Source organism: Streptosporangium sp. G11 (assembly GCF_051192615.1).
Classification (GTDB): Bacteria; Actinomycetota; Actinomycetes; order Streptosporangiales; family Streptosporangiaceae; genus Streptosporangium.
Genome location: NZ_JBPJUQ010000055.1, coordinates 35,437 through 52,378, shown reverse-complemented (window position 1 = coordinate 52,378; position 16,942 = coordinate 35,437). Strand labels below are relative to the sequence as shown.

At 70.4% G+C, this 16,942-nt stretch carries 12 protein-coding genes; 5 read left to right on the top strand and 7 right to left on the bottom strand.

Going from position 1 to position 16,942, the window contains the following annotated elements:
- Positions 1 to 23 precede the first annotated feature (23 nt).
- The 4 genes from ACSDR0_RS36120 to ACSDR0_RS36105 all read right to left on the bottom strand — a co-directional run bounded on the left by ACSDR0_RS36120 (position 24) and on the right by ACSDR0_RS36105 (position 3,733).
- Positions 24 to 1,511, bottom strand: coding sequence for a DUF1996 domain-containing protein (locus ACSDR0_RS36120; RefSeq protein ID WP_435293436.1), 1,488 nt, complete (start codon positions 1,509 to 1,511; stop codon positions 24 to 26).
- A gap of 573 nt (positions 1,512 to 2,084) precedes the next feature.
- Positions 2,085 to 2,675, bottom strand: a complete 591-nt coding sequence (locus ACSDR0_RS36115; RefSeq protein WP_435293435.1) for a M48 family metalloprotease — start codon at positions 2,673 to 2,675, stop codon at positions 2,085 to 2,087.
- Between the two features lie 240 nt (positions 2,676 to 2,915).
- Complete coding sequence (locus ACSDR0_RS36110) at positions 2,916 to 3,434, bottom strand: SRPBCC domain-containing protein (protein WP_435293434.1); 519 nt, start codon at positions 3,432 to 3,434, stop codon at positions 2,916 to 2,918.
- Positions 3,431 to 3,733 carry an ArsR/SmtB family transcription factor gene (locus ACSDR0_RS36105; RefSeq protein WP_435293433.1) on the bottom strand — a complete coding sequence of 101 codons (303 nt, stop codon included), beginning with the start codon at positions 3,731 to 3,733 and terminating at the stop codon, positions 3,431 to 3,433. Before ACSDR0_RS36105 ends, ACSDR0_RS36110 begins: the two co-directional genes overlap by 4 nt.
- Positions 3,734 to 4,162: 429 nt before the next feature.
- Between ACSDR0_RS36105 and ACSDR0_RS36100 the strand changes: the two genes are divergently transcribed.
- The 4 genes from ACSDR0_RS36100 (at position 4,163) to ACSDR0_RS36085 (ending at position 8,550) form a co-directional block, all read left to right on the top strand.
- Positions 4,163 to 4,627, top strand: coding sequence for a hypothetical protein (locus ACSDR0_RS36100; protein ID WP_435293432.1), 465 nt, complete (start codon positions 4,163 to 4,165; stop codon positions 4,625 to 4,627).
- A 185-nt stretch (positions 4,628 to 4,812) separates the two neighbouring features.
- The gene (locus ACSDR0_RS36095) at positions 4,813 to 7,398 is read left to right on the top strand and encodes an ATP-binding protein (RefSeq protein ID WP_435293431.1); all 2,586 of its coding nucleotides are present in this window, start codon (positions 4,813 to 4,815) and stop codon (positions 7,396 to 7,398) included.
- 74 nt (positions 7,399 to 7,472) lie between these two features.
- Positions 7,473 to 8,045 carry a carboxymuconolactone decarboxylase family protein gene (locus ACSDR0_RS36090; RefSeq protein ID WP_435293430.1) on the top strand — a complete coding sequence of 191 codons (573 nt, stop codon included), beginning with the start codon at positions 7,473 to 7,475 and terminating at the stop codon, positions 8,043 to 8,045.
- A 139-nt stretch (positions 8,046 to 8,184) separates the two neighbouring features.
- Positions 8,185 to 8,550, top strand: coding sequence for a hypothetical protein (locus ACSDR0_RS36085; protein WP_435293429.1), 366 nt, complete (start codon positions 8,185 to 8,187; stop codon positions 8,548 to 8,550).
- Positions 8,551 to 8,710: 160 nt separating this feature from the next.
- Here the strand turns inward: ACSDR0_RS36085 and ACSDR0_RS36080 are convergent, their stop codons facing one another.
- On the bottom strand, positions 8,711 to 9,982 hold the full coding sequence (locus tag ACSDR0_RS36080) for a hypothetical protein (protein WP_435293428.1): 1,272 nt from the start codon (positions 9,980 to 9,982) through the stop codon (positions 8,711 to 8,713).
- Positions 9,983 to 10,962: 980 nt separating this feature from the next.
- On the opposite strand from ACSDR0_RS36080, the gene ACSDR0_RS36075 reads away from it, so the two are divergent.
- A complete protein-coding gene (locus ACSDR0_RS36075; protein WP_435293427.1) occupies positions 10,963 to 13,113 on the top strand; it encodes a prolyl oligopeptidase family serine peptidase in 2,151 nt (716 codons plus the stop codon).
- 231 nt (positions 13,114 to 13,344) lie between these two features.
- Here the strand turns inward: ACSDR0_RS36075 and ACSDR0_RS36070 are convergent, their stop codons facing one another.
- Positions 13,345 to 14,619: a glycosyltransferase gene (locus ACSDR0_RS36070; protein ID WP_435293426.1), complete on the bottom strand. Its 1,275-nt coding sequence runs from the start codon at positions 14,617 to 14,619 to the stop codon at positions 13,345 to 13,347.
- On the bottom strand, positions 14,616 to 16,832 hold the full coding sequence (locus tag ACSDR0_RS36065) for a glycoside hydrolase domain-containing protein (RefSeq protein WP_435293461.1): 2,217 nt from the start codon (positions 16,830 to 16,832) through the stop codon (positions 14,616 to 14,618). Before ACSDR0_RS36065 ends, ACSDR0_RS36070 begins: the two co-directional genes overlap by 4 nt.
- Positions 16,833 to 16,942: the final 110 nt, after the last annotated feature.

The window sequence follows — 16,942 nt, the reverse complement described above, 5'->3', positions numbered from 1 at the left end:
TGCGAGGTGGTGAAGGGGATCGGTCAGCGGCCCCAGCCCGGCGTGGTGCCGCACTTGGCCTTCGCGTTGATGCAGACCTTCACGAGCGCGCCGAGCGTCTCCGGCTTCCACGCGTTCATGAAGTCCCCGTGAATCGAGGACGCCAGGCCCGACGACAGCGCCAGGCCGTCACCGCCGAGGGAGTCGTAGCCGAGCATGAGCGAGATGTTGGGGACCGCGACCGGATAGGCGCCGGAGCACTGGCCATCCTTGGCCGGCCCCATGTGCGACTTGTGGTCGGGCGAATCGATGTGCTTGCCGTCCCAGCAGTCCTGGAACGACAGCTGGTAGATCAGGTTGCCGCCCTGTGCGCAGACGGGCCAGTTGCCGTCGGCGCTACGTCCGGTCTCCGCGCTGCCGGCGCACCAGAACTGGCCGCTGGCACCCTTCGGCGTCGCCACCTGCCGCTTCGCGTCGCCCTGCACCGCGACCAGACCCGGCGGGAACGGCACGACCTGCGACGGGTCCTTGAGCCGGGAGCCGTAGTACACGCGGAAGTTCTTCATCGGGACCGGCTTACCGTTACGCAGCAGGGTCGGCGCCCAGTAGGCGCTGTGATCCCCAGGCGCGTCGCAGTTCGTGGGACTCGCGAGCAGGTCTTCCGTCGTGGTGTCCGCCGTCACCTTCGGGCCGAAGAAGGTGTGCAGGTGGGAGGCGCCGGACAGGCCGGGCAGCACGACCGGGTCGTCCTTGGCCTCGTTGGCCACCGAGCAGTTGGTGTGGAACTCGGGGACTCTCACGATTCCCGCGGGGACCGCCTGGGGCGCGACCTTCTCGTAGGCGTCCAGGGCCTTCTTCCACGCGGCCTGGTTCACCGGCACCCAACCACCGGCAGGCGCGGTAGTGGTCGGGGTCGCGCTGGGCGTCGAGCTCGGCTTGGGCGTCGAGGTCGGGGTGGAGGACGGTTTCGGGGTCGGGGTCGGGGTCGAGGTGCCCGAGCCGGTGCCGAAGACCTGGAACTCCCACAGCGAGACGCCGTACTGGCTGGACCGCTTGGTCGCGTACAGCCGCACGAACCGGCCGGTGGCCGACACGTTGATGGTCTGGACGCCGCCCTTGCCCGCCGTGGTGCTGTGCACCGTCTTCCAGGGGCCGTTACCGCCGGTGGCGGTCTGGATCTGGAACGCCGTGGCGTAGGCGTTCTCCCAGTTGATGACGATCTTCTTGATGGCGGTGGACTTGCCGAGGTCGACCGCGAGCCACTGCGGGTCGCTGAACTTGCTGCCCCAGCGGGTGCTGGTCTTGCCGTCGAAGGCGGCGGCGGCCGACAGGTCACCGCGCTCCGCCGAGGAGGCGATGGCGGTACGGCCCTGCGAGAGGGGTACCTCGGCCGCGGCGGCGGCCGGGGAGGTGACGCTCACCACGGAGGTGCCCAGGAGGCCGACGAGAACACCGGCCAGCGACAGGCGGCGGACCTGGCGTACGACGGACGCGCGTCCGGCTCGGATGCCGCGCGGGGCGGTTGAGCTCATAGTGAATGAAGTCCTTGTCCTGTTGGGAAGTCGCGGAGGGGACGTCTGGCGGCGCTCGCACGCGCCGTCACATAAGGAGACCCGCAGGCCGCGAGTGGATAACGAAAACTTCGGAGAAGCTCGGAACGTTTTGTCGTCCGTCCCGCGCCCGGCCCGTCTCCTGCTTCGCCGGTCTCCTCCAGCCACCACAGGGCGAGCGGGACGCGGTCGTCCTTGTCCAGCCGTCGGGTGGCCTCGGCGACCTCGCGGTGCCGGCCGGTGAGGCCCAGCCGCCTACGGGACTGGAAACCAGCGCGCAGGCGAATCTTTCTGATCTCAAGTCCGTACAGGCCCTAAGTCCGAGGCGCCGAGTCTGGCTTGGATCGCCCGCCGTGCTCCTGGCTGGTCCCTGGTTCTTCATCTGAATGGCTGGATGTCATCTTCGGATGCGCTTGATCTCGCTGGGGCCGGCGGCCGATGCCGTTTGGATGGGGATCCTGCCGGCGACTTCGCTTGATGATCATGTGGGGAAATACCGGCAGTTCGGAGTGGTTCAATCCAGGTTCTGCGGATCATCTGCTTCGCGATGCGTTGTCATGAGCGGACCGGTCGGGCGCGCAGACGCTGCTCAATCGTGGGATGAGTCTGCGGCGCCCAATGCTCGCGGATGGCATTTCGCGCTCCCCCGCCCCCACGTTGCAGACGTAGCATGGCCCGCACCGGGGCGGCGCCAACCAGATCGACCGCGAACCGATCGGACGCGTACACCCGGCGACGCAAGATCCACAGCGCGGCATGGTAGGCCATCAGCAGGCCGGCCCCGACGGGGAGCAGTACCGGCAGCATCGTGAACTCGATCAGTCCCCATACGGCCATCGCCGCGGCCGCTACCGGCAGGACGTGCTGGGCGGCATGCAAGACGTACACATCAAAACCGAGGTGTCCCAGCGCGATGTAGCCGAGTTGGTGGGCGACCAGACCGGCCAGCGCATCCTGTGGCCATTGTTCGGCTGTGGTCCGGTCGACGATGAGTGTCGCGGCCGGGCGAGGCCAGGCCCACCTGACATCGATCGTCGCTGCCACGTGCAGGTCACCGACGGCGACGGGCAGGCGGGGATCAAGATCTGCGCGCGCCGTGAGAGCGCGCATCAGAATGTGCAGCCGATCAACGGTGTCTATGTCCATTGCCTCCGCCTGCGACGAAAGATCGGCATACGAGCCGCTACCGTCGACCAGTCACGCCGAACTCGGCCGCGCTGATCCTGGAGGTTTTCAGTATGACCGGTCCGGAGGCTGCCAGGACCGCTCCGACGCGGAGTGCCCCCGCGGGGAGGTGCGTCTCCGCATGCGGTGCCTGTGCCATGGTGGCCTTTCCGTTTCCGCCGCTCGCCGGTGGAGCGATTCGGGTGACGGTAGCGCGGTGACTCAGGCGTTGCCGTTGTCTCCACGCAGAGCCGCCGCGAAGCGCCGGCCCGGCGTCGGGTCGACCCCGAAGCGCTCGGCGTAGCGTTCGTGAGTTTCCTCCCACGATCCGTGTGCCTCCTCTTCGGAGAGGGGCTCGCCGGCGAGATGAGGTTCGAGCCGCGAGAGGTAGGCATCCCAGCCGCTGGCGGTCTGCGCGGCGAGGCCGCGGTCGTCGAGGACGTGGGTGAAGACCAGGTGGCAGCCGTCTCCGTGAGCGGCCAGATCGAAGCTGTACAGCTGGCCGGCGTAGGTCCAAGCCAGGCGGTGGGGCGGATCGACCTCGATCACCTCGCCGGTCGCGCCGCCGGCCTCGAAGGTCTCACCCGTCGCCGGTGTCCAGTCGGCGGCCGCGGGGAACCAGCGCTCGAGCTCTGCCGGCACGCTGACAGCTCGCCACACACGCTCGATCGGGTAGGCGAGCGTGCGCTCGAAGCGCAGTGCCGGGCGACCGTCGATCGTTTCCAGGGTTCCGTGAATCATGGGTTCTCCTCCAGGTGTTGTTCCAGAGCATCGAGGCGCCTCGACCAGAACGCGCGGTAGGGCTCCAGCCACTGGTCGACCTCGGCAAGAGGTTCCGGGCGCAGCGCGTACACACGCTGCTTGCCATCCGTGCGCACCACGACGAGCCCGGCCTCGCGTAATACCTTGAGGTGTTTGGACACGCCGGGCTGGCTGAGATCAAGGCGTTTCACCAGCTCTCCGACGGGCCGCTCACCATCGCGCAGCAGGTCGAGAATCTGCCTGCGGTGCGGCTCGGCCAGGGCTGCGTAGGCGCTCACGTGCTCATATTGCCAGATGGAAATATGAGTCTGCAACCCGGAACCGAGCCGGCGCCCCCGAGTGCCGTCCGAGCTCACCGGCAGACGGCTGCTGCCACTCGTCGGCAAAATCAAGGCGGCTACGGCCCGTGAGGAATGGCCGGCCATCGTCCGCCACGGCAACCGCCGGCGGGCAGGACACCCCGATCACCGGTAGGGAGGCACTTCGCCGGAGGTCGCCTGGTTGTGGCGGGGTGCCGCGCCGGGAGGGGAGATCCTGCCCGTATGTGTGTCGTAGTGCACGCTCGGCATTAAGTGTGTGTTTGTACGCAGAACGGGACTTTCCTTCTGCCTAATGTCAGTGCTGTCCGGAGCGCAGCACCGAAAAAGCGCACCGGGCGCAGGTCACACGGGTTCTTCCCGAACACCCTCGCTCAAAGGAAATCCCTCATGCGTAAGCTTCGCAGCGTCCTTGTCGGCACGGCCCTGGCCGGCGCTCTGGCGGCCGGTGTCGTCGCCGCCCCCGCCCAGGCCGCCACCGCGACCACCGCCGGTACGGCCTCGGTCGCCCAGGCGCAGTACACCAAGCACTGGTTCTCCGGCTACTCCAGCTTCGGCCGCGGTGAGTCGCGCGGCGAGCGCTCCTACTACAAGGGCTACTGGTACTACTCCGAGGGCCGCTACTACTTCGACATCAACACCTGGGACCGTGACCGCGACCGGGAGAACACCTTCATCGACTTCTACTACCACGACGACCGCGGCTGGCACAACCGTCGCTTCAACACCGGCGGTCACCACGAGTGGAAGTTCAGCTACAGCGCCAAGGGCGGCTTCGACGGCTTCCGCGTCCGCATCGGCGAAGGCCGCTCCGGCGACTTCGACTGGGGCAACTACCACCGCGACTCCTTCTGACCCTCCCGTGAAGGTGTGACACGCGTCGCGTTCGAAGGGCGAACCGGCGGAGGTGACCAGCGATCCCGCTGACGCCTCCGCCGTTCGGCGCCCTCCCTCCTCGCCGCCCCTCACTGACGAACGCTGACATCGCGGGCCCTCACTGACGAACGCCGAAAATCAGAGAACGGTTTAGCATCGTATGGATGGAGCTGTGGGAGCGTTCCGCGACGCTGGATCTCCTCGGCGACCTTCTGCGCGAGAGCGCCCGCGGCGGTCGTGTGGCGGTGGTGGCCGGCGAGGCGGGCATCGGCAAGTCCGCGCTCGTGACCGAGTTCGCCCGGCGATGCGGGTCGGCGGCATGGGTGCTCTGGGGCGGCTGCGACCGGTTGATCACCCCGCGGGCGCTGGGCCCCCTGCACGACATCGGACGCCAGGCCGGAGGCGTCCTGGCCGATCGGTTGAGCGCCGGCGCCGCGCGGGAGGAGGTCTTCGCGGCCTTCCTGGACGAGCTTTCCGGCCCGCCGCAGCGGCCGCGTCCGGTCGTCGTGGTGGAGGACGCGCACTGGGCCGACGAGGCCACGCTCGACTGGCTGGTCTGGTCGGGCCGACGGATCGGCAGGATGCCGGCCCTGTTCGTGGTGACCTACCGTGACGACGAGGTGGGCGCCGAGCACCCGCTGCGGGGCGCCCTGGCGGCTCTGCCCAGTGCCATCGTGCGACGCGTGTCGTTGGCGCCGCTGTCGCCGGAGTGTGTGACGGAGCAGGCGCGCCGGGCAGGGCGGGATCCGGAGCCGGTCCACCGGTTGACCGGCGGCAATCCGTTGCTGGTGACCGAGCTGTTCAAGGCCGAGGGCCGGGCGGTGCCCGCCGCCGTGCAGGATCTCGTCCTGGACCGGATGCGGGCACTGCCGCGGCCCGCCCGGGAACTGGCCCAGCTGGTGGCGGTGATCCCGACTCGCGCCGACGCCGCCGTCGTGGCGGGGGCGCCGGACCTGGTCGACATGTGTGTCGACGCCGGGGTGCTCGTGCCGTCCGGTGACGGCGTGTCGTTCCGTCACGAGCTGCTGCGCGGCGCGGTGGAGGACGCGATGTCGCCCGCGCGCCGTGCCGCCCTGCACCGGCGGGTGCTGGGCGTGCTGGCGGGGACCGCCGGGGTCGACCCCGGACGTCTGGTCCACCACGCGCTACACGCGGGGGACGAGGCCGCGGTCCTGCGGTACGGCCAGGTGGCAGGCGCGGGCGCGGCCCGGCAGGGCGCGCACCGGGAGGCGACGGCACACTACCGGGCCGCGGCCGTGCACGCCGACCGGCTGCCGGCCCCGCCGCGGGCCGGGCTGCTGGAGGCGTACGCGTTCCAGGCGTACCTGGCGGGGCTGGCCGAGGAGGGACTGCGGGCCCGGTGGGCGGCGCTGGCCGTACGGGAGGATCTGCGGCAACCCGGCCAGGTCGGGGAGAACCTGCGCTGGATCTCCCGGCTGGCGTGGTGGGCGGGAGACGCGGGGCAGGCCCGGGAGGCGGCCGCCCGGGCGGTGACGGTCCTTGAGGCCGAGCCGCCGGGCCGGCAGTTGGCCATGGCCTACAGCAACCGGTCGCAGCTGCACATGCTGGCGGGCGAGCGGGAGACCGCGGTCACGTGGGGGGAGCGGGCGCGGACCCTGGCCGACCGGCTGGGGGATGTGGAGACCTCCGTACACGCTGTGATCAACGTGAGCAGCGCCCGGCTGATGGACGGTGACGACGGCGCGGCCGCGGTGCTGCGAGAGGCGCACGAGCGGGCCTCATCTCTCGGGCTGGCCGATCACGCCGCCCGGGCGCTGGTCAACCTGGCCACCTCGCTGGTCGAGCTGGCCGAGTACGAAGCCGCCGTCCCGGCGGTCGAGCGGGCGCTGGCCTACGCCACCGAGCAGGACCTCGACGGCTACGTCCAGTACCTGCTCGGGGTGCGGGCGGGGCTGCGGCTGGCCCGCTGTGACTGGACCGGCGCGCTGGCCGACGCGGACGCGGCGCTGGACCGGCCGGTCAGGGCCGGGGTCGCCGTGGTTCCCGCGCTGGTGGCGCGGGGCCGGATCCAGGCCGCTCGCGGCGAGCCCGAGGCGTCGGCCACGCTGGACGAGGCCGCCCGCCAGGCCGAACGCACCGGTGAGGTGCAGCGGGTCTGTCCGGTGGCGGCTGCCCGCTCGGAGTACTTCCTGTGGCGCGGCGATGCCGGGCGTGCCGCCGAGGAGGCTCGGCGCGGCCTGGACCTGGCCATGACGGTGAGCCACCCGGTTTACGTCGGGGAACTGGCCTACCGGCTGCGGCGGGCCGACGGGACCGGGATCCCGGGTGCGGTGGCGCGGCCGTACCAGATGATGATCGACGGTGACTGGGCGGGCGCGGCCGCGGAGTGGGTCCGGCGCGGTGCCGGATACGCGCGCGTCGAGGCGCTGGCGGGCGGTGACCAGGGCGCGGCGACCGAGGCGTTGCGGGCCCTGGACGGGCTGGGGGCCACTCGGGCGGCGGAGAGGTTACGGGCCGAGCTGAGAAGGCGCGGATTCACCCGGGTGCCGCGCGGCCCCCGCCGGGCGACGGCCGCCAACGCCGCCGGCCTGACGCCGCGCCAGGTGGAGGTGCTCGCGCTACTGGTCGAGGGGCTGTCCAACGCCGAGATGGCCGGGCGGCTGTCGTTGTCGGTCAAGACCGTCGACCACCACATCTCCGCGGTGCTGGGCAAGCTCGGTGTGGCCAGCCGGGGCCAGGCGGCCGCCGCGGCGTACCGGCTGGACCTGGTCCGTAATCCCGCAAATTAGGGAGATCTCCCCAATCGCGGACCGTCGCGAGGGTCATACCGTTCTGTGCGGAGACGCCGCCGTAAGGGGAGATCGTGACCTATCTCAGCACGCCCGCCGAATCACCCCTCTACCAGAGCGAGCGGGCCGCCCTGGGGTACGTGCCCAACCACCTCAGGGTGCTGGCGCTGCGGCCTGACGTCCACGATGCCTGGCAGCGATTGGGGGAGGCGGTCAGGGCCGGCATGGACCCGCGCCGCTACGAACTGGTCACCCTGACGGCCGCCCGCCGTCTCGGCTCCACGTACTGCGGTCTCGCCCACGCGGCCGTGCTGCGTGAGCGGTTCTACGACGACGCGGCGCTGCGGGCGATCGTGACCGACCGCCACGACGCGGGGTTGGCTCCGGTGGACGTGGCGGTCATGGACTTCGCCGAACGTGTCGCCGCCGATCCCGTCACGGTGACCGAGGCGGACGCCGAGATCCTGCGCGGGCACGGGCTGGCCGATGTCGACATCTTCCAGATCGTGCTCGCCGTCTGCCTGCGCCGCTTCTTCAGCGGCGTCCTGTCCGCGGTCGGCGCCGTCCCGGACCCGGTCTTCGACGGGCTGCACCCCGGTATCCGGGCGGTCCTCGGGGCATCCGGCGTCGAGGCCGCCTCCCTCTAGGGCCGGGTGACGGCGGGCGCCGGGTCGGCGGCTCGCCGGTGTCACGGCCGGTGATCCATCACACGCTCCCTCACCCTCGGGCGCCGCGTCGTCCGAGGAAGTCCACGTGCTCTATCGACGAAATACCGAGGAGAGAACCATGGCCGGAAAAGCCGTCGTCAGTTTGACCACCGGGCTTGAGGACCCGGAGCGGGTCACCGTGGCGTTCCTGGTCGCGGTCGGCGCGGCCGAGCAGGGCCGTCCCACGCTCATGTTCCTCACCAAGGAAGCGGCCCGGCTGGCGCTGGACGGCGTCGCCATCGCCGTCGCGTGTGAGGGCTGCCCTCCGCTGAGCGACCTCGTGGCCCGGTACGCCAAGGCGGGCGGACACTACCTGGTCTGTCCGATCTGCTTCGAGGCCCGCGCGCTCGACAGGCAGCGACTCATCGAGGGGGCGGAGCTGGGCGGCACCGTCCCCATGTGGCAGTGGATCGGCGACGAGGGCGCGACCACCTTCAGCTACTGACGTCCTGAGGGCGTCGAGGCATGGGACACGGCCATCGCGCGCTCAAGGTCATCGGAGTCCGCCCACCTGTTCCATCGCCACGACAGGGCGGGGGAACGCGCCGCGCGGTGATCACGATCGGGGTGACAGCGGCGCCTCGGTGATCGGCCCGATCGGTTCGTCAGCCGGTCCCGACGGCGATTCCCGGGAAGGCGGCGGTGGCGTTGCTCCACGGCGAGTAGTACAGCCGCCAGGAGCAGATACGGCCGCTGACCACGTAGCCGGTGCAAGGCACCCGAGCGCTGGTGTCGATGAGGGAGATGACCCCCACCGCGTACTGCCGGGTGGTGCTGGACGGTTCGGGGGTCTCCACCGGGCCGCCGCTGTCACCCTGGCCGGCCGCGTTCTTGCGCGTCGAATTCTCAAGGAGGGCCATGCCGTGGAACACGCCCTCGGCATGGGGGATCGTGACATTGGTCATCTTCACCTGGCAAAGGCAGATGGTGCCCGAGGAGGCGCCGGAGGTGCAGAGCCACATGCCCGGGTAGGAGGCGGAGGTGCCGACGACCGGATTGCTGAACTCCGGCGATACGGTGCCGGGGTCGTTGTTGTAGACGCGGCCGGAAGTGCCGGCGCGGATCAGCATCACGTCGCGGCTGGTGTTGGCGTAGGCGATCGGGCCGATCACCTGGCCGGTCGGGTCGGTGGCCGTCTGCCCGACGCTGCCGCAGTGGGCCGCGGACAGCATCCAGCTCGCCCCGCCGAGGGTGACGGCGAAGCCTGTCGAGCAGGCACGGCCGGTGCCGGCGTTGCGCCAGGCGGCGCCGCCCAGCCAGGGCGCGGCGTCGTTCCAGCGGCTGGCCGGTGCCGGCGTGACCCCGGCCTCCACGGTGACCGGCACCGCCGAGTCGACGATCTTCGAGAGGGTCGGGCCGTGGCCGGCGACCGAGAGCGTGAGGCCCGAGCCGTCGGCGTTCGGCGCGATCGAGGTGATCGCATCGCCCAAGGTGCGGACGAGGCGGTTCGTCTCGCTCTCCAGCTCGCGGGCCGAGTGGGCCGCGGGCAGGACGCTGACCGGGACGTCCCGGCGCAGTCGGCCGACCAGGTCGCTGATGTGCCCGGGGGTGTCTCCCTTCCAGTAGACGCGCAGCTCGCGGTTCTCCGGCGCCGCGATGATGCCGGCGAACCCGGTGTCGTCCCGCGTCTCGACGGCGGCGGTGACGCGGTCGGCGGCCTTCACCAGCCTCTCCTGGGTGGCCAGCAGGTCCTTCCAGGAGGCGAAACCGCCCGGGGCCTTGCCGGTCGGCTCGACGGCCCGGGTGAAGGCTCCCTCAACGCGGTCGGCGGTGGCCTGGGCGACGCTCATCGTGACCACGGCGAGGGCGGCTCCCAGCGCCACTGCCAGACGACCGATGGATCGTGGGGCTCCTGAGGTGATCGGGGGGATTTTCACCGGACGCTCCTCTGCGCCTTAATCGGGGGGACATATTCGATATTTCATGCATTTACCGTACGATCAACATCTTGACAAAGGCTTTTAAAGTGGTAAATAGATGCAGTCGGATAACCTTGGCGGTGCAGGGGTGACTGTTTTGCCAAGCCCGTCACACCGCCGCCCATCCGCGCCAGGGCGGCCGGGCCACCCGAGAAGCTGCGGCCCCACCCCTGAGCGCGGCAGCCGGGCGACACAAACCGGCCGTGGCGACCGGGTGACACAAACGTCCCGAGCCGATCTGGGAGATCAAGAAATATCAAACCATGTCTGAGATGTGATGTTCGGAGAGGATTGATGCGGAGTCCGTGGAGCCACGGCCCCACCCGTACGCGCGGCCATGCGCGGCCATGCGCGGCTACGCGGTCGGCGTGTCAAGGCCGGTCAACCGCACCACCATCGCCGAGGGAGCCCGCGGGGCCCGCGGGGCTCGCGATGACCTCGGCGACCCGTTGGTCGTGCCCGGTGTCCCGATGCGAGAACCCCGTTGGCCCCGGGATCCGTATCGGAAGGCCCCGCATTACTTTTGCGGGAAATCAATCTTCACGGGGCATACCGGTATGCCTATTCTCTTGCACGAAACTTTGGCGGAAGAATAGCCGATGGGACTGGTCGGGCCATCCGGTCCGCACATGCCGGGAATCCGGGATGATTGGCGCTCGCCGTCGAGGTTGACGCCTGTGTTTATCGATCGCGGGCACGGGGATAGCTGTTGTCGTAATCGCCCATTTCGGGCGAATCAACCAGATCCGGGAGGCAACATGAACGGATACCTGCCGTATCGTGATTCCACTCCGGCGGCCCGCATCGGGGCAGTACGCGGCTGGCAGGCGGACATTCTCCGCGGCGAGTCGTAGCCGAGTGAAAGAGAGGTACTGCGGTGTTACAGGCCGCAGTGCCTCAACCTGTGGCAGGCGGGGCGGACGCATCGGGGGGCATTCATGGCGCGATTGTTCTACCCTGCCGCCCGGCGCAGCGATGTGGTGGAGGATCTGTTCGGATTCACGGTCTCCGATCCCTACCGGTGGTTGGAAGACGGGGACGACGCGCGGGTGCGGGACTGGGCGGCGGCCCAGGATCGTCTCTTCCGCGTGTGTCGCGCCGGATGGCGTGAGATCCGATCGTGGGCGTCCCTGGTGGACCAGGTATCGTCCTCCGGTGTGTCGGAGCCTCCGATGGTGCGCGGTCCGGTCATGTTCCTCGCCGAGCAGCTCCGTGGGGATGAGCAGCGGCGCCTGCTCGTCGTCGACGCCGAGGGCGACAGGCGGGTGCTGGTCGATCCGGTGGAGATCGATCCGTCCGGCCATACCGGGCTGTACGCCTGGTGGCCGTCGCGCGAGGGCGAACGTGTGGCCGTTCAGATGGAGGTCGCCGAGCAGCCCGGCAGCGACATCATGGTGCTGGACGTACGCACCGGTGAGGTGGTGGACGGGCCGTTGCCGCGCGCCCGCAACACCTCGCTCACCTGGCTGCCGGGAGGGGACGCGTTCTACTACGTCAGCCGAGTTCCCGATGAGGAGCTCGCCCCCGGCGACACGCGCCTGCAGCGGCGGGTGAGGTTGCATCGGATCGGCTCGCCCTGGCAGGCCGACACGGTGGTGCTCGGCGGCGACGACGCCCCGGACCACTACTACGGGCTCACGGCCGGCGCCGACGGCCGCTATCTGGCGATCACCGCGACGGCCGGGCCCGCCTCGCACAACGATGTGTACGTGGCCGAGCTCATCGATCCGGAGGCCCCGCGTTTCATCAAGATCGTGGACGGGCGCACGACACGCGCCCGCGTGCTCCCACGTTTCCTCGCGGACGGCGATCTGCTGCTGGTCACCGACTACCAGGCCCCGTGCGGCCGTGTCTGTGTCGCGCACCGGCACGACACCGGCCCGGCCGCCTGGCGCACGCTGGTGGCCGAGGATCCCCAGGCCCCCCTGGACGAGTGTCTGGTCCTGGACGACCCGGCACTTCCGCGGCCCCTGCTGCTGGTGGCACGCACCCGCCACGGCGCCTCGGTCCTGACGGTGCACGATCTGGCCAGTGGCCGGCCGCTCACCGATCTGCCCCTTCCCGGCGCGGGCGTCGTGTCATCCCTGCGCACGAGCATCCCGCACGGACGTCACGCGTGGTTCAGCTACTGCGACGCGACCACGCCCCCCACCATCCATCGCTACGACGCCATCAGCGGGCGGACGGAACAGGAAACCGGTGCCACGACGGCCGGGCACGCTCCCCGGATCCGCAGCCGCAGTGTCCGCTATCACGCCGGCGACGGTACCGAGATCACGCTGTTCCTGTTCACCCCGGCCGAAGAGCGTCGAGGCCCCCGCCCCACCCTCCTTTACGGCTACGGCAGCTTCGGCATGCCGATGCGCCCATGGTTCTTCCCCATGGCGGCCGCATGGGTCGGCGCCGGCGGCACCTACGCGGTCGCCTGCGTACGCGGAGGCGGAGAAGAAGGGCAACACTGGCACGACGCCGGACGGGGACCGCACAAACACCGCGCGGTCAGCGACCTCAACGACGCCGCGACCTGGCTCATCGACACCGGCCGAACCACCCGCGACCAGCTGGCGATCTTTGGCCAGTCCGCCGGCGGGCTGCTGGTCACCGCCGCCGCCACCCAGCGACCGGACCTGTACGCCGCGGTCATCGCCGAAGGCCCGCTGTGTGACATGGTGCGCTACGAACGCTTCGGCCTGGGACGTACATGGACGGACGAATTCGGTAGCGCCTCCCGGCCCGAACAACTCCAATGGCTGCTCGCATACTCTCCGTACCACAACGTCACGCCCGGACGCTCCTATCCCGCGTTCCTCCTCACCGGCGCGGTGACCGATCTGCAGACCGGAGAGGCCCATGTCACCAAGATGTGCGCGGCCCTCCAGCACGCCACCGGCGGCGACCGGCCGATCCTCATGCGTCGAGAACCCGACACCGCCCACGCCGCCTTCCCCGCGAGCAAGGAACGCGCCCTGATGGCGGACATCCTGGCCTTCGCCGGAAAGTACACCGGCCTGTCGCCGGGGAAGGCGACCGCGCGTCTTCACGAGACCGTCGCGGAAGCGCACCGAGACGGGCTCGTCCGCGAATCCTGACCAGGCGCGGGGCAGGGAGCGGCCGCGGATGCGATCGTCGTTCCTGGATACCGCGGGGACGCCTCGCAGCCCCGCCGCACCGCCCCTCACGGCGCGCACGGGCCCTCACGGCGCGCACGGGCCCAGACCACGGCGCGCACGGGCTCAAAGCACGGCGCGCACAGGCCCGGGCCACGGCGTGCCCGGACCCAGGCCATGGCGCGCATAAGCCCAGATCACGGCGTCCCCAGGTCAGCGCACCCCGGCGGCGAGCGCCCTCTGCGGGAACAGGTCGTCGAAAACCGCACCCCGGTCGAATGCCATCGCGCGGGTGCGGGCGCGAAGTTCCAGGTTCTGCCGCTCGGCGGCGGACATGTCCAGGACCACCCGGTCCACGGCCGCGGCCAGACCGTCGATGTCCCTGGGCTCGACGATGACGGCGGTGTCGCCGACCGCCTCAAGGGTCCCGCCCGTCGCGGTGGTGATGATCGGTCCGCCACCGGCCAGCATCTTCTCGGCCAGGGCGATGCCGAACGTCTCGACGAAGTCGGGCTCGGGCCTGGTCGGCAGGGCGTAGGCCGCACAACCGCGCATGAGCAGCGGTTTCTCGTGGTCGTCGACATCGGTGAGGACCACCACCCGGTCGTCCTTCCCGGCCATCGCCCGCACCTCCTCCAGCGCGGGCCCGGTGCCGGCGACGACCAGTTTCACGCGTGACCGGCAGCGCATCCGGCCGAAGGCGGTCAACAGGTCGTCGATGCCCTTGGCCCGGGTCACCCGGGACAGAAAAAGGACGTACCCATCACGCTCCAGACCGCGTTTCGCGAGTGCGGCGTCCACCCGCGCCGGATCCAGGTCGAGAAAGGCGGCGGAGTCGATCGGCGGGTAGCTGACGGTCACGCGGCGCCGGCACTGTTCGGCGAAGCCGGTGCCGCAGTGAGCGTCCACCTGCTCGGCCGAGGCGATGATCTCCTCCCGGGTGTACTCGGAGACCGCGACGACCTCGTCGTTGGCCAGGAACGTGGTGAACAGCACGGTCGCCGCGCCGAAGCGGCCCTCCCGCAGGCACGACCGGATCACGTTGGTCACGTCGGAGCCGACCGCTTTCGCGACGGTGTGCACATCGGGCGCGAACCCGGCCGCCCGCGCGGCCGTGACCGCGTCCATGACCACCGAGGTGTGCGGAACGATGTACATGGACAGGCAGGTCGTGGGCACCGGTTCGGCGAGCAGTTCGACGAGGCGGCCGGTGAGACCGGCCTGGTGGCGCCCGTCCGGCACCCGGTAGTCCCCGACCGCCTCCGGGCGCTCCACGGTGATCCCGGCGCTGTACGGCAGCAACCGGTCAAGCGGCTTGAGCGGCAGCCCGGCCGCCTGCAGCGCAGGAATCGGCCAGGTCAGCAGCCGTACGTCGTCGAATCCGCGGGTCAGCGCCACCTCGGCGAGGTTACGGGCCTCGCCGGAGTGGCCACAGATGACCGGGTCGGCCCTGACCACGATGACGAGACGGCGGCGGGGGTTGGTCATCGTGCTTCCTTCGGTTTGGCGGGCGGATCGGAAAGGGACGGCGGGCGGACCTCCCGCCCCCACCCCGACGGCTCCGGGCCCAGCCGCAGGTGCAACACGCCGCCCCGGTGAACGGTGGCGGCGCTCAGGTGCGTCGCGTGCAGGGGTTTGCCGTCGAGGGTCGCCGACTGGACGTACTGCGCCGGTAGGTCGCGATCGACGCCGTCGACACCGATCGGCGTCTCGCGGTGCCCGCTGGTCTCGATGACGAACTCGTCGTCGCCGGCCCGGAGCACGGCGCGGGCGAACGCGGGCGCGTTGACCAGGAACAGGTTCTGCCCGGCGATCGGGAACAGCCCCAGCGACGCCCAGACGTACCAGGAGCTCAGGCCGCCGGAGTCGTCGTTACCGGGCAGCCCGCCGGGTCCGGTACCGAACTGCCAGGTCAACGCCGCGTGTACCACCTGGGCCGTACGGTCGGGCCGTCCCGCGTAGTGGTACGCCCACGGCGCTTCCATGTCGGGTTCGTTGTTCAACCCCTCGAACCGGTTCAGGGCGTATCCGGCCGCCATCTCCGCCGCCTGGGGGCGCCGGCCGGGCTGCGTCACCGGTACGGCGCCGAAGCCGAAGAACCTGTCCAGCATGCCGACGAAGGCCTTGTCGCCGCCGGCCAGGGCGATCCTCGCGGCCATGTCGTGCAGCAGCCGGAACGAGTAGTTCCACTTGCCGCCCTCGTAGAACTCCGAGTCGCGCAGCAGTCCCGTGCTCGGGTCGAAGGCGTTGGACCACCGGCGGCCGCGGTCCTCGAGATCGTCGGCCAGGCGCCGGTCGTTCATCGCCCGGGCGACCTGCGCCGTGCAGTGGTAGCCGTAGGCGAGGTCGAGGGTGTGGGAGATCGGGTGCACCACTCCGTGCTCGAAGAAGTCCTCGCCGTACAGACGGCGCAGGTCGTCGACCATGTGCACGAGCGCCCAGTTCCAGTCCAGGGCCGTCCGGCCGAGGGCGTGGGCGTCCGCCAGCGCGGTGTGCGCGAGCGCGCTGGCCTGGCGGTGGAACCGGTCGGCGCCGCGGGCCATCCGGTACCCGATGGGGAAGTTGCCCTCCTCCTCGCAGACCCGGATCAGCGACTCCAGCAGGTCCGCGGCCCGGTCCGGGACGATGGTCGCGAGCAGCGGCAACTGCGTCTTGTAGATGTCCCACATGGTGCACACGTCGAACGCGAACGGGCCGGACGTCGGCCAGAACGGGCTCTCGTCGTCGGCGAAGCACGGCTTGATCAGCGAATGGTAGAGCGCCGTCGTGAAGACGGTGCGGCGGGCCGGCGTGCCACCCTCGACCTGGACACGGTCGAGGTGTTCGCCCCAGCGGGCCCGGGTCCGGGAACGTATCGCGTCGAACGCCGGCCGCGCGTGCCCGCACTCGCGCTCCAGGTTCTCTCGTGCCTGGTCGCACCCGCGCAGCGAGAACCCGAGCCGCACCTCGATCGTCTGCCCCGGTTCGGTCGGGCCCATGAAGAGCATGCCGAAAGGTCGCAGCGTGGTGTGCCGGATGCTGTCGAAGTCCAGGCGGGTGCCGCCGTCGATGAGCCGCCGGTCGTACCAGAGCATCTGCCGCCAGCCCGGGCTGTCGACGTCCAGGTACACCGACAGCGGGACGCCCTCCATCGCCACCGTGCCCTGGGCCCGGCCGTGGCCCATGCTCTCCACCTGCGCCCGCAACGGCACGGTACGGCCGTGCTCGATGGCCAGGCCGCCACAGGACAGGTCGACCACGACGCGGGCGCTGCCGTGCTCGGGAAAGGTGTACCGGTGCACGGCGACCTTGGTGCCCACGGTGAGCTCACAGCGAATCCCGGTGTCCAGGGTGGCCGCGTAGTAGCCCGCCTCCGCCACCTCGTCGTGCAGTGGCCAGGCCTCCCCCAGCGCGTCCAGCGGTTGCACCATCGGGGTGACCCGGACGTAGTTGTAGTACTTGCGGATCGCGCCGGTCCCGGACTGCTGGAAATGGGTGAACCCGGACGCCTGCAGCCGCTCGAACATCTCCTCGGGCACGCCCTCGGTGTTCTTCGTGTACCGCCCGTACCCCGTGGGATACGCGCCGGAGTAGGCGCAGGCCGACACCATGCCCAGCGGCGACGTGGCACCCGGGTGGGTGTTGCCCACCTGGGGTTTCGGCCGCCACCACGTAGCGGCCAGACCGTGCGCCCGAGGCAGGTCGGTGGCCGCGATGCCGATGAATGGATCAACGTTGTCGAGGATGGCGGGACTCTATCCAGCGCGATGCCACCGTAGGTTTCGGCGAGGTGAAATCCAGTGCCCGGCGGTACAGAAGGCCCCGGCGGGCC